The following is a 13,440-nucleotide window of genomic DNA, read 5'->3' on the forward strand; positions in this document are numbered from 1 at the left end:
CACTTCCTTTCTTATGAATCTTATTATATACGATTTCAATAGAGGGATTCAGGCGTTCCGCTCGCGGCCGGATTAAGCTTGTGGCGAATGATGGTGGCTTCCTTGCTCACTCTCAGCTGAATCTCCCCCTGCTGGTCAGTCCGGTAGATCTCTGTATTTGCGTCTGCCAACCGGTCAAGCACACCGCTATTCGGATGTCCGTACAGGTTATTCACACCGGCTGAGATTACAGCGGCCCCGGGCTTCCAGAAGGCGAGCCAGTCTGCGCTGGTGGCGGTTTTGCTGCCATGGTGGGCGACCTTGAGGACGTCGATGGGCCTGCCTGGGCTGAATCCGGCCTGTTGCGCAGATTGCAATATCGCTTCCTCGGCTGCCATGTCCATATCGCCTGTGAAAAGAAACCCCCGGCCGTTCATCTCCAGCCGGAACACCACCGATTCGTGATTCTGATCCTCCACTACATCGGGAAGGGCCTGCCCGTCCGCAGGCGGCTCCGGCCAGAGGAAATTCAGCCGCGTGGCTTCGTCGGGGGCCAGAACCATGCCCTGCTGCACCGGATACAGCCGGATACCCGCAGCCAGCGCCGTAGTCATCAGCTTGGTGTATGGCTCCTTACCGGTGAGCGTCCCGTTGAACAGCAGTGCTGATACGGGTATTCCCTCCAGCACTGCCTGTAGCCCTCCGGCATGGTCCTGATCGCCGTGCGTCAGGATAACCGCGTCCAGCCGGTGGATACCCCGCTGCTTCAGCAGCGGCAGCAGTGTCTTGGCCCCCACCTCAAACGGGCTGCGGCGGAGCCGCCACTCCTCCCTGCTGCCGAAGCTCACAGTCCCGCCGCCGTCAACGAGGATGTGGGCTCCGCCAGGTGTAGTAATCAGGATGCTGTCACCCTGCCCCACATCGAGGTAGCTGATCGCTCCTGCGCCATTCAGATTCTCCGCATTGTAGCCTCTGTACAGGAGTAGCACTATGCTGGCAGTGCACAGCATAGCCGCGAGGCTGCTCCAGCGTGTTGCTCCAGTCGGCGGATAAGCCTGGAAAGCTAAGGCTGCTCTTCCGTTGTTCGCAGCGGCTGCCGAATCCAGCGAATAATTGCGGCTGGTGTTATTGCTGTTGTTGCTGTTGTTGCTGTTACTTCTATTGTTGCTGTTAATGCCGGACTTCCCATGTCTGTTGCCCGGAGCTTCCGTTTGCTCTAGCTCCGACAGCGGCCGGGTCTCATCGTCCATGAACTGGGGAACAAGCCTAATCTCTGTCCGCCGCTTCAAGGCATATAGCAAACCATATAACAGGCCGTAGTAGAGACAGATCCACAGGAAGGAAGGCGAAGCCCAGATCAGCACGCCAGCCGTGAATCCGTTCACCCACTCTACCGCCGCAAACGTAACGTTATTCAAGAACTCTGCACACTGCGCAGTCAAGAGAGCCGCAGCATTCCAGACCCGACCCAGCAGCAGGGCCAGTGTACCGAGCGGCAGCACCAGGAACGTGATGAAGGGAACCAACAGCAGATTGGCGGCAACCGACAACAGGGAGAATTGGTTGAAGTAATAGATCGTCAGCGGAAAAGAAACCAGTTGGGCAATAAGTGTCACCGAGAGGGCGCTGCCCAGCCAGCCCGGTAAGCCCCTGAACAATGGCGCAGCCAGCGGGGTATACACCATAAGGCCCGCCGTCACCAGAAAGGACAGCTGAAAGCTGACGCTAAGCAGCAGGTACGGGTTCCAGAGCAGCATCATCAGGGCAGACGCCGCCAAAATATTCATTCCATCCTTAAGCATACCAAGCCTTGCCGCGAGCAGTGCAATCATGCTCATTAACCCGGCGCGAATCACTGACGGGCCGGCCCCGGACAGCAGCACATAGACCGGAACCAGCAGCAGGGTCACCGTCAATGCGGTTTCTCTGGTGAAGCGGCAGCGGCGCAGGAGAAACAGGATCACCCCGACGTACACCGCCACATGCATTCCCGAGATGGCCAGAATATGCGTCAGCCCAAGCTGCGAGAATTGCTTGAAGGTCTCCGGGTTCAGCTCCTCCTGGATTCCGATGACGAGGCCTTTCATATAACCGGCATGTGGCTCCTGAAATAAGCGGCTCATCTCTGCGCCAAGCACAGAACGGGCCCGGTCATTCCAGCGCAGCAGAATGGATGGCTCCCAGGATGCCGGAGGTGCAGCCGTTACACTGGCTGTCCCGGAGCCTTTCAGCAGCCAGTGAATCCTGTTGGTGAGCAGATAATTACGATAGTCGAATCCGCCGAAGTTACGCGCGGTCTGTGGCTGCTTCAACTCCCCTTCAATAACGACCCGGTCTCCCCGCTGCCATTGAGCAGCCACAGCAATTTCATTCTCCTCCTGGAGTTTGATCTGTACGGCAGCCAGCTCTCCTGCAGCTTCTACTTCTCCTTCTGCCAAGACCCTTTTATCTGCTTCTGTAGCTGATTCTGCATCTACTCCAGTTTCTGAACCTGTATCTACAGTTTCTGGCCCTGTTATTGCTCCCTTTCCCGTACCTTCTACTACCACTCCTGCCGCGTAACTTCCTGATTGACTCAATCCAATCCTTGACAGCTTCACCTTAAAATCAACCCGGTCCCCATCCAGCTCCACCGGAGACGCAATAACGCCTGCGGCTGTTACATAGGCCTCATTAAGTTCGCTTGCACTTTGCCCAAGTGCCTCAGGCAGCAGACTCATATTGCGGGCCTCGTTCCATTCCCAGTATAGCGCTGCCGCAATCAATGCCATTATTAGCACCGCAGCCATCCTCCAGCGTATGCTTCCGCTGACCGCCCAAATGGCAGGCAGTAACAGCATCCCCGCGAGGCAGAACAGCAGACTGCGTCCTGAGAACATACAGCTTGCTGCACTTCCGGCAACCCAACATATCGTGAAGCTTAAGAGCGGCCTCCGGTTCATCATCATCTCTCCTTCAAGATAGATACACTCTCTTTTCCTGCCTGCATGGACCTGCTCTCTTCCGCCGCTGCCGCAGCAACGGCAAAGAACCCCTGCAAACGCAAACATATGCGTGAGCAGAGGTTCTTCCCCTGAAGGCAGCCCATATTCTATTCCTGTCTATATTCCGTCCATTCCGTCAAGTCTTACATGTCCCGCCAGGAATCGATAGGCCAGTTATTCTGATACCGAAATCATCGTTTCCTTGGGCGGCTCATAGTTCTCTAACTGGCGGAACACAATTCCTTTGGAGGAGAGCATGGCCTGCACCTTCTCCATATCCTTACGGTAAGGGCGCAGGTAGACGATCTCCACAATTCCGCTGTTAGCCAGCATATTGGCACAGGTCCAGCACGGTTCATCCGTAACGTATACCGTACTGCCTTCCCGGTCGCTCCGGTCCGTGAACAGCAGCAGATTCTGCTCGGCATGGATCGTACGGATACAGCGCTGCTTCTTCACCATAGTCTCCTCACCGTTCACCAGCTCACGCTCATATTGTTCAGAGACCATACAACCCGCTTCCGAGCAGTCGGGTACCCCCATCGGCGCCCCGTTGTAGGCCGTACCCAACAGCTTCTTACCCTGCACCAGCACAGCGCCGACATGGCGGCGGGGACAACGCGAACGGGTAGAGACCATGCAGGCAATATCCATGAAGTATGTATCCCAGTTCTTACGGTAAGCCACAGTCATCAGCAATCTCCACTTTCTTTTATAAATAGTTGTTCATTATTGTATCATAATGTCCTGCTTTTTCACTAGAACATCGGTTGGAAGCAACTGTTCTCTAACCTGCCCTTCTGTTTATATGTAGTTATAACACTGGCAAGAATATTTCAGGTCTGATTGCATTTCCTACAATAGAAATAGCCATATCGGGGACAAAATTACGTTCTGTTGTACTTCGTACAATTGATTTTATAATCTAGCCGCAAAACCCCCGGTTTCACAGAATTCTACTGCACAATGTGCAACAGATTCATTGATTAGTCAGATTTTGAAGCAAACTAATGTACTAAGTGCAATTGCAGGCAGTTCTGGCGGATGGGAACGACATTAAATTCGGATAACATCCTGTTGCTATTTAGATTTCTGTTCCTGACCAACTATCCTTATCTTGCTGTACCTGTGCTGAGAAAGTTACTAATTGGAAAAACTCCATCTAGTTCGGGCGAAATACTTGAAAACAGCGAAGCAGTTGTATAAACAACACTTATTCGAGCGATGCTTGGAGCTTTAGAGCAAACGAGCCAAATTAGATAACATTAATCCACTTGTTCTTGCTGAATTAAGACTGGCGGATGATTTAAGTGTACAAAATCCAACTGCTGCCCGGGGGCCGATTCTTCGCAGACTTATGGTTATCTGCCAGCCAAGACCCCGAAGGACATCGGTCTCAAAATGCCACCAGCGGCTTCAGCTTCTCCAGCAGCTTGGGGCCGATTCCTTTCACCTTCCCCAAGTCGCTTAGGCTGCGGAAGGCCCCCTTACTGCTGCGGTAATCAATGATCACCTGCGCCTTCTTCTCCCCGATGCCCGGCAGGTCCATCAGCAGCTTGAGGTCAGCTGTGTTTATATTGATCCGGCCATCGGCCACCGCACCCGCTACTCCAGCCGTCCCGCTCCCCACAGCGTCTTTCCCGGTTGCCCCGGCACTCGCAGCTTCGCCACCTGCTGCCTGTCCGCCTGCGCTCCCTGCCCCACCACCTGAGACTCCGTTCCCCGCTGTTACAGTGCCGCTTCCTGTCCCGCCTCCCGCTGCTCCAGCCGTCCCGCTCCCCGCAGCGACTATCCCGGTTGCCCGGGCATTCGCAGCTCCGCTCCCAGCTGTTAGGCTGCTCTCCTTCCCGCCGCCAACCGTTACGCCGCTCTCCTTGCCGCCCCCAGCCACCTTACCACCCGCCTCGCTCCCGCCATCAACCCCAGCGGCCGCACTGCCGGCTTCCCCTTCAGCAGCGACACCCAGCGCCTGCGCCATCCCCGCGTTCAGCGTCTTCCATCCGGCAATGCCGTCCTCTCCTCTGTGGTCAGCGGCCCACACCAGACTGCCGCCCAGCAGTGCGGCGGTGATGGCGCAGATGATCATTCTTTTATCCATCAGGTTGTCCTCCCTCATCGAACTGGAATTTTATTCAAAAATCCGATTAAAACCTGTCATTTGTCCAAGACTGCCCTGCATACATTTAACGAGAGTATTCCTGTAAGCCCAGAACCCAGCAACATTAGAAAGGAGGTAACCACAGGATGAAAGTGGGATTTATCGGAACCGGCAGCATGGGCGGTCTGCTCATTGACACCTTTCTTCGTTCGGGAGCCCTTGATCCATGTGATGTGCTGGCCAGTAACCGCAGCCCCGGCAGGCTGCTGGAGCTGAAGAAGCTTCATCCCGGAATCACCCTATGCTCCGGCAATATCGAAGCCGCGACGGAGAGCGATATTGTGTTTCTGTGTGTCAAACCGTTGCAGTTCAAGAGGTTAACCGATGAAATTGCGCCTTATCTGCGCAGCGAGCAGATTGTGGTATCCATTACCAGCCCTGTCCAGCTCTATCATCTGGAAGCTGTCCTGCCCTCCAAAATCGCCAAAATCATTCCCAGCATCACCCATTCCGTCAGAGGCGGGAGTTCACTGTGCATCTTTGGAAGCCGGTTAAATAAAAAAGACAGGCTGATGCTGCTCCGGTTATTCTCATGTATTGGTGTTCCCGAGGAAATTCCGGAGAGTCATACGCGAATTGCCTCGGATTTCTCCAGCTGCGGTCCGGCTTTTCTCAGCTATTTCCTGGAGCGGTGGATTGAAGCGGCTGTAGAAGCGACAGGTATTGACGAAGCACTGGTCACCCGGCTTGCCGGTGAGATGCTGCTGGGGACAGGCAAGCTGCTGACCGAAGGCTCATTCACCCCCCAGGGGCTGCAGGAACGGGTTGCCGTCCGTGGCGGCATTACAGCACAGGCTCTGAATCATCTGCAGACCAGTCTGGAAGGGGTGTTTGAACGGCTGATTACCACTACCCACGACAAGTACGATGAGGATGTAGAAAAGCTCGACGAGCTGTTCGGGCTGGGCAGCATAGCCCAGAGCCGCTTAGACCGTTAAGCCATCCTGCCCCTGCCTTGGCCTTGTCCCTTCCCATGCTGGCAGTCGTCACGCTTCCCGGCCTTGGTCTCTCTACCTTCCTTACCTCGCCGCTCTGCACCCTGGTTGTGCTGTCCTTGGCGCCTTCCACGATACTTGGTCCTCTTACCCGCCCAGGCCGCGCCAAACCAAGAAAGCCCGCAGCACGGAAACCTCCGTTGCTGCGGGCAAAATTGCGTTCTTCGCTTAACCCACTACTATATTTACCAGCTTGCCGGGAACGGCAATGATTTTACGTACGGTTTTGCCTTCAACAGCCGCTTTCACATTCGGCAGGGCCAGTGCATGGTCCTGCATGTCCTGCTGGCCCATATCCGCCGGAATCAGTGCGCGCTGGACGATTTTACCGTTCACCTGCACGACGATCTCCACTTCCGCGTCTACGGTCCAGGCATCGTCATAGGCCGGCCAAGCGACATAGCTGATGCTTCCTTCATGACCCAGCAGCTGCCACAGCTCTTCGGCAATATGCGGTGCCAGCGGCGACAGCATCTGCACGAACTGTTCCGCCGCTTCGGTGGACAGGCTCTCCTGCTTGTAAGCATCATTGATGAAGATCATCAGCTGGCTGATCGCCGTATTGAAGCGCAGATGCTCGAAGTCCTCAGTAACCTTCTTCAGCGTCTTATGCCAGGTGCGCTTGAATTCGTCACTGCCGCCGTCCGCTGTAATCTTCGCGCTGAGGCTGCCGTCTTCATTCACGAACAGGCGCCATACGCGGGAGAGGAAGCGGTGAATGCCTTCGACGCCTTTTTCGTTCCAAGGCTTCGTTGCTTCCAGAGGACCCATGAACATCTCATAGACACGCAGGGTATCCGCGCCGTAGGCCTCCACGATCTCATCCGGGTTAATCACGTTGCCGCGCGACTTACTCATCTTCTCGTTATTGTTCCCCAGGATCATTCCCTGGTTCACCAGCTTGTGGAACGGCTCCTTGGTATCGACTACGCCGATATCATAGAGTACCTTGTGCCAGAAGCGGGCATACAGCAGGTGAAGCACCGCATGCTCGGCTCCGCCGATATACAGGTCAACCGGCAGCCATTCCTTCTGCTTCTCCGGTGAACACAGCTCCTGGTCATTGTGCGGATCAATATAACGCAGGTAGTACCAGCAGCTGCCGGCCCATTGCGGCATGGTATTCGTCTCGCGGCGGGCTTTCATGCCGGTCTCGGGATCAACCGTCTCAACCCACTCTGTTACATTCGCCAGCGGGGATTCACCGGTGCCCGAAGGCTTGATGGCATCCACATCCGGCAGAACCAGCGGCAGCTGATCGACAGGAACGGTCTTCATCGTGCCGTCTTCCAGGTGCAGGATCGGAATCGGCTCTCCCCAGTAACGCTGACGGCTGAACAGCCAGTCGCGCAGGCGGTAGGTGACTTTGCCCTTGCCGCTGCCCTTCTCTTCGAGCCAGGCGATCATTTTGGCAATCGCATCGGTATTGGACAGGCCGTCGAGGAAGCCGGAATTCACATGCGGACCGTCGCCGGAGTAAGCTTCTTCTTCAATGTTGCCGCCCTGTACAACCTCCAGGATGTTCAGGCCGAACTGCTTGGCGAACTCCCAGTCACGGGCATCATGGCCCGGAACGGCCATAATCGCTCCGGTTCCGTATCCTGCCAGCACGTAATCTGCAATCCAGATGGGCACCTGCGCGCCGTTCACCGGGTTGATCGCATAGGCACCAGTGAATACACCGCTTTTCTCCTTAGCCAGATCCGTACGTTCCAGATCGCTCTTGCGGGAAGCCTTGTCGCGGTAGTCCGCAACTACTGCCTTCTGTTCCTCTGTTGTAATGGCATCCACCAGCTTATGCTCAGGGGCCAGTACGCAATAGCTTGCTCCGAACAGCGTATCGGGACGGGTCGTGAACACTTCAAGCACGGCCTCATGCCCTTCAATCGCAAAGGTTACCTCAGCGCCGGTCGATTTGCCGATCCAGTTGCGCTGCATATCCTTAATGCTCTCTTCCCAGTCCAGCTCCTCCAGATCCTCCAGCAGACGGTCAGCATATTCAGTAATCTTCAGAATCCACTGGCGCATCGGTCTGCGGACTACCGGATGGCCGCCGCGCTCGCTTTTGCCGTCGATAACTTCTTCATTCGCCAGAACCGTACCCAGCGCCTCACACCAGTTCACAGATACCTCAGCTACATAAGCCAGACCGCGGTTGTACAGCTGGATGAAAATCCACTGCGTCCACTTGTAGTAACCCGGGTCCGTTGTGCTGATCTCGCGGTCCCAGTCGTAGGAGAAGCCCAGCGACTTGATCTGGCGGCGGAAATTGTCGATATTCTTGAAGGTAATGTCACGCGGATGTTGTCCGGTATCCATCGCATACTGCTCAGCAGGAAGTCCGAAGGCATCCCAGCCCATCGGGTGCAGCACGTTGTAGCCGCGCATCCGTTTATAACGCGAGACGATGTCCGTAGCGGTATATCCTTCCGGGTGGCCTACGTGCAGTCCTGCACCGGAAGGATACGGGAACATATCCAGGGCGTAGAACTTCGGTTTGCCTGCTTCTTCACTCGTCTTAAAGGTCTTGTTCTCGTCCCAGAATTTCTGCCATTTCGGCTCGATGGTCTGGGCGCGGTAACCCGTATGATTGTCGCTCATCTTGTGCTCCTCCTTGGAGTGTTGCTGTATTAGTTATAACTTCTGCCTGCCGAAAAGAGCAGGAAGTATTCGTCACTCGCAGAAAGTTTTGGGCTTCCGATCGCTGTTATTCTCCGATTTCTTTGATTTGAACCGCTTCTCAGCGGTAGAAATCCGAGAATAAAGGCGAATACTTCGTTGCTCCAGCTCCAAAATTTCCCTCCGTTCCGTTCTCTGTAACTTTTGTAAATTCCATCTGTTCACCTGGCGGAATAGCAAAGCCTAAGAACCCGCAATGATTCGCTGGGCCGATAGAGCTTGAAAAGCCATATCCGCCATTGATTTGCCGGGTATGTAGGAACCCGCCCATGCTTCGCCGGGCCGGCAGACCCGCTTCCGCTTCGCCGCTCCCCCGGGCAATCCATTGATGCACCTGCCTAATCCCTGTACGGGCCGCTGCCTTCCAACCGCAAAAAAACCTCCCATCCCTAGCGTATTATCGCTAGGGACGAGAGGTATGAATTCCCGTGGTACCACCCTAGTTAGCGGCGGACATTCTTTGTCCGGCACTCACTTTGACACCCTGTAACGGGGGTGAGACGACGACGGTTCACACGCCGGAATCCTTAGTATGAAGATAAGGAACCTGCGGCTTGCGCCATTACTCCGAGGTGAGTTCACTGCGGTCCGTTAACCGGCTCGCACCTGGGGTGCCGGCTCTCTGCAATAACGGTCTCACGAATTAATACTCCTCTTCATCGCACTGCTATGACAACTGCTTCTTATTCGTAATATTCACCACATTATAACCAAAAGATACATGTACCGTCAATCCTTTCACACGAAGTAGCTACAATTCCCCGATTCCTGGTGTAGCGGGAGGAAGAACTGCCGTCTTTACGCCGGTTTTCTGCGGATATAATAGCCGATGATATGCTGAATAACGACCTTGGCGGCGGCGAAGAACGGCACGGCCAGAATGAGTCCAATCATGCCCGCGATCTCCCCTCCGACCAGCAGTGCAAAGATAATCAGCAGCGGATGCAGATGAAGCTTCCGTCCCACCACCTGCGGAGAAATCACGTTGCTCTCCAGCATCTGGCAGAGTGTATTCACCACCGCCACCAGCAGGACGAGGCGCCACGACAGGGTTGAAGCCATCACAATGGCCGGAGCCGCCCCCAGAAACGGGCCCATATAAGGCACAATGTTGAACACCGCAACGACACAGGCGAACAGCAGTGCATAAGGCATGCCGATAATGGCATAACCGATATAAGCCAGCACACCGATGATGATGCAGACGAGAAACTGGCCGCGGATATAATTGCCGAGCGCCTCGTCAATGTCTTTGAGCAGCGTAACAATCGACTTGCGGCGGGAACGGGGAAGGCAGGAGACCACCGCCCGTTCGAACACCTCGAAGTCTTTGAGGATATAGAACACCAGAAAAGGCACGATAAATGCGTTGAACAGAAGGCCGATCGTCGAAGCTATATTATTAAGGAAGTGGGAGATCCCTTCGGCCAGGCGGTTCTCCAGCTGATAGAACCAGTTATTCATCCCTGTCTCCACCCCGGGAGGAATCAGCCTGGAGTTCATGCCCTTCATCAGCCCCTGCGCATGCAGGGTCATCTCCGGCAAATGCTCGTTAAGCTCCTCCAGCTGTTCGATGAACATTGGGATCAGGTTGATGAGAATCACCGCAAGCGAGGTGAGGAATACCGCATAGATCAGCAGGACGGCCACACTACGCGGCATTTTTCTTCTGGAGAGCATGGTGACCACCGGATTGAGCACATATGAGATAATCATGGCGGCCAGGAATGGGGCCAGGATCGCTTTTAGAAACAGAAATACCCCATTCAGCATCGGACGGAGCAGCCAGACGAAATATAGAATAATCAATGAGAGCAGCACGCCGATCATCCAGCGGAGCCATTTACTGCGGGACCACTCCTCCATAATACCCCTCCTGAACGTGTACAGCCCTTAACCGTCATGCCATATTAGTATGTGTGGGAGGGGGGTGAAATACTCTGCTCTGCAAAAAATTGGTTTTTTGTTATTTCAATTCGCAGGTTGGTATAGTGGCTGGAACCAAGGTTCGCTACAATCATATTGTAAAAGCGCTTTCATTATGAGGAGGGTATCGTATATGAGGAGAAAGCTACACAAGTTATTCGGTGCAGGAATGACCCTGCTGCTGGCCGGTCTGCTGACAGGAGCTCCGTCCGCTTCGGCGGCCACCGTCTTTAATGAACCTCTGACTTACTTCAATCCCGCAACCTGGCAAAAAGCCGACGGCTATTCGAATGGCTCCATGTTCAACTGTACCTGGCGTGCGAATAACATCTCTTTCACCAGTGGCGGACAGCTTCGTCTGGCCCTGACCAGTCCCAGCAATAATAAATTTGACGGCGCGGAGTACCGCTCTGTGAACAAGTACAGCTACGGCAAATACGAGGTCAGTATGAAGCCGGCCAAGAACAGCGGGATCGTCTCCTCCTTCTTCACCTATACCGGTCCTTCAGACGGCACGCCCTGGGATGAGATTGATATTGAGTTCCTCGGCAAGGATACCACCAAGGTCCAGTTCAACTATTACACGAACGGCGTAGGCGGCCATGAGAAAATCGTCAACCTTGGCTTCGATGCATCCCAGAGTTATCATACGTACGCCTTCGACTGGCAGCCGGGCTACATCAAGTGGTATGTCGACGGTGTATTGAAGCATACGGCAACCAGCAATATCCCCTCCCGGCCCGGCAAAATTATGATGAACCTCTGGAACGGAACCGGTGTGGATTCCTGGCTCGGTTCTTATAACGGTGCGAACCCGCTCTACGCGTATTACGATTGGCTGAAGTACACAAGCAACTAGACTTGCAGGCAGGTGTCAGGCCCCGGCGATGCGCAAGCGGCATCGGCCGGGGTCTTTTCGCTGAAACGGATGCACATCTTCAAAATTTGTTATTCCAATCGGCACATTGGTATGGCAGCAGCCACTATCATTCAGTACGATAATAGGAAGAGCCATACTCCAGATCCATCTCAGCGAGAAATAGAAGGATGAGTTATCGTGTGCAACATATAAATCCTTATATTTCAAGAAAGAAACCGCCTTATACCCGAGGCGGTTTCTTGTCCCTGTCGCATTCACCGGTGGCTGCTGTCCCAGGCATTGACCTCAGCGGTTTCGGTCAATCCTCCGTAGGCATTCCACTTGGCTACGAATTCGTCGAACTCTTCGACTCCGCTGTCTGCGAAGATGATTTTCTGGAAGCTTTTCTGCTCCAGCTTCTTCAGCAGCTCGCCGTCGCGCTTCATCGTCGCCGTTGGGGGTCCCGTGAATTGCTCCTTGCGCGAAGCCTCCTTCTGGGACAGCAGCACGGGAACAATGTCCTTCGGAATCTCCCGGATCACCTCAGAGGGTATCCTTGCCCCGTCGAAGGTCAGTGTGTAGGAGGCCACCCGGATGCCGCCCAGCGGCAGCGCCGAAGACTGGTCCGTCGGCTCGCCGCCCGTCATTGCCCAATCGTAGCCTTCGGCGAGCCCATGGGTGAATTCGCCGGTCGAAGTGGCGTAGGAATCGAACAAATAATTCTGATAAGTAAAGAAGATTTCAGGATGCTTCATCTTTTTGTTGATCAGGATAGCGCCGTTGACAGGCAACGTGCCTCTTCTCATGATCAGGCCGCCCGGTCCCGCAGGGATGGCGACAGCCCTGACACGCGCCTGCGGGTCCGACTGGGTCAAGCTGGACAGCGGCCAGCCGCGCATCCAGTAAGGACCGGCAATAATGCCAGCCTTGCCGGTGATGAACTGATTGGCTGCCCCCTCTTCATCCAGCCAAGCGCTGTCAGCGGTCAGGTATCCATGCTGCACCCATTGCTTCATGAGCTGCACGGCCTTCCGGGCCCCCGGCTGGACAGAGCCGTATTCCAAAGTGCCGTCACTCCGGCGGTTCCACTGCTCGGGAACCGTGCCGAACGCACCGAATATCCAGCTGCTGTCCCCCATCCAGGTACTGGGACCGTTGCGGAAACCGACCGAAAGGCCATAGGTATCCTTAAGTCCGTTGCCGTCCGGGTCCCGGTTGACAAAGGCATCCATGACCTGCTCCAGCTCATCCAGGGTCTGCGGGGCTTCCAGCTTCAGCTTGTCCAGCCAATCCTGGCGGACCCAGAGCAGCGGATCGGAATTATATTCATAATCCATGATGGGAATAGCATACTTGTGACCACTGCGAACGAAGGGATTCCATGCCGAAGCATCCTCGGCAACAGCCCTCTTCCATACCTCGGAAGCATGCTGTTCAAACAGGTCACCGACTTCCATGAACTGCCCGGAGTCAATCAGTTCCTGGATGACAGCGGCATCTCTTGTCGTTACGATATCGGGCAGGTTGCCTTTGGCCAGCTCAAGCCGCAGCTTGTTGGCATAGGTTTCTGATGTACCGGAGATGGTCCAGAGATAGCGGATACGGATGCCAAGCCGGTTCTCGGCCCAGACCGTATGTACGTTATGCTCCAGGCTCTCCCCTTGGATGAAGTTCAGGTTGGGGTTCACGGAGCCGACCGTATACAGGTCTACCGGAGGATCATATTTGCCTTCCTTAACATCGAAGTGAGGAGCTGTGGTCTGCGGAGCAACCGGCGGCTGGCTTATGCCGGTGCTGTGCCACGTGCAGCCTGACAATATTAAGAGCAGTATAGACAGCGGTAAACGGACTTTCATGAAA

9 protein-coding genes are annotated in these 13,440 nt (G+C 54.9%); 2 read left to right on the forward strand and 7 right to left on the reverse strand.

Annotation, left to right across the window (positions count from 1 at the left end; all coding sequences use genetic code 11):
• Positions 1-35 precede the first annotated feature (35 nt).
• From KDC22_RS25475 to KDC22_RS25485, 3 genes are all read right to left on the reverse strand, one after another.
• The gene (locus KDC22_RS25475) at positions 36-2,927 is read right to left on the reverse strand and encodes a ComEC/Rec2 family competence protein (protein ID WP_246552976.1); all 2,892 of its coding nucleotides are present in this window, start codon (positions 2,925-2,927) and stop codon (positions 36-38) included.
• Positions 2,928-3,137: 210 nt separating this feature from the next.
• On the reverse strand, positions 3,138-3,656 hold the full coding sequence (locus KDC22_RS25480; RefSeq protein WP_173128512.1) for a deoxycytidylate deaminase: 519 nt from the start codon (positions 3,654-3,656) through the stop codon (positions 3,138-3,140).
• Positions 3,657-4,359: 703 nt separating this feature from the next.
• Positions 4,360-5,061, reverse strand: coding sequence for a ComEA family DNA-binding protein (locus KDC22_RS25485; RefSeq protein ID WP_246552978.1), 702 nt, complete (start codon positions 5,059-5,061; stop codon positions 4,360-4,362).
• Between the two features lie 146 nt (positions 5,062-5,207).
• Here KDC22_RS25485 and comER point away from each other — a divergent pair, with 146 nt between their 5' ends.
• Positions 5,208-6,059 (forward strand): late competence protein ComER, encoded by an 852-nt coding sequence (comER, locus tag KDC22_RS25490; RefSeq protein ID WP_211720792.1) that lies wholly within the window; start codon positions 5,208-5,210, stop codon positions 6,057-6,059.
• 225 nt (positions 6,060-6,284) lie between these two features.
• Here comER and leuS read toward each other — a convergent pair whose 3' ends face one another.
• The 3 genes from leuS to KDC22_RS25505 form a co-directional block, all read right to left on the reverse strand.
• Positions 6,285-8,717: a leucine--tRNA ligase gene (leuS, locus tag KDC22_RS25495; RefSeq protein WP_211720793.1), complete on the reverse strand. Its 2,433-nt coding sequence runs from the start codon at positions 8,715-8,717 to the stop codon at positions 6,285-6,287.
• 139 nt (positions 8,718-8,856) lie between these two features.
• The gene (locus KDC22_RS25500; protein WP_211720794.1) at positions 8,857-9,129 is read right to left on the reverse strand and encodes a hypothetical protein; all 273 of its coding nucleotides are present in this window, start codon (positions 9,127-9,129) and stop codon (positions 8,857-8,859) included.
• A 464-nt stretch (positions 9,130-9,593) separates the two neighbouring features.
• Positions 9,594-10,661 carry an AI-2E family transporter gene (locus tag KDC22_RS25505; protein WP_211720795.1) on the reverse strand — a complete coding sequence of 356 codons (1,068 nt, stop codon included), beginning with the start codon at positions 10,659-10,661 and terminating at the stop codon, positions 9,594-9,596.
• Positions 10,662-10,890: 229 nt separating this feature from the next.
• On the opposite strand from KDC22_RS25505, the gene bglS reads away from it, so the two are divergent.
• A complete protein-coding gene (gene bglS, locus KDC22_RS25510) occupies positions 10,891-11,580 on the forward strand; it encodes a beta-glucanase (RefSeq protein WP_425517075.1) in 690 nt (229 codons plus the stop codon).
• Between the two features lie 275 nt (positions 11,581-11,855).
• Here the strand turns inward: bglS and KDC22_RS25515 are convergent, their stop codons facing one another.
• Positions 11,856-13,436 carry an extracellular solute-binding protein gene (locus KDC22_RS25515; protein WP_211720796.1) on the reverse strand — a complete coding sequence of 527 codons (1,581 nt, stop codon included), beginning with the start codon at positions 13,434-13,436 and terminating at the stop codon, positions 11,856-11,858.
• Between the last annotated feature and the right edge of the window lie 4 nt (positions 13,437-13,440).

The sequence above is a fragment of the Paenibacillus tritici genome (assembly GCF_018207515.1).
Lineage (GTDB): Bacteria > Bacillota > Bacilli > Paenibacillales > Paenibacillaceae > Paenibacillus_AQ > Paenibacillus_AQ tritici.

Excerpts from the sequence above, each read along its gene's own strand:
- KDC22_RS25505 (WP_211720795.1), bottom strand. The coding sequence starts at position 10,661 with ATGGAGGAGTGGTCCCGCAGTAAATGGCTCCGCTGGATGATCGGCGTG.
- leuS (WP_211720793.1), bottom strand. The coding sequence starts at position 8,717 with ATGAGCGACAATCATACGGGTTACCGCGCCCAGACCATCGAGCCGAAA.
- KDC22_RS25480 (WP_173128512.1), bottom strand. The coding sequence starts at position 3,656 with ATGACTGTGGCTTACCGTAAGAACTGGGATACATACTTCATGGATATT.
- KDC22_RS25515 (WP_211720796.1), bottom strand. The coding sequence starts at position 13,436 with ATGAAAGTCCGTTTACCGCTGTCTATACTGCTCTTAATATTGTCAGGC.
- KDC22_RS25485 (WP_246552978.1), bottom strand. The coding sequence starts at position 5,061 with ATGGATAAAAGAATGATCATCTGCGCCATCACCGCCGCACTGCTGGGC.
- bglS (WP_425517075.1), top strand. The coding sequence starts at position 10,891 with ATGACCCTGCTGCTGGCCGGTCTGCTGACAGGAGCTCCGTCCGCTTCG.
- comER (WP_211720792.1), top strand. The coding sequence starts at position 5,208 with ATGAAAGTGGGATTTATCGGAACCGGCAGCATGGGCGGTCTGCTCATT.
- KDC22_RS25475 (WP_246552976.1), bottom strand. The coding sequence starts at position 2,927 with ATGATGATGAACCGGAGGCCGCTCTTAAGCTTCACGATATGTTGGGTT.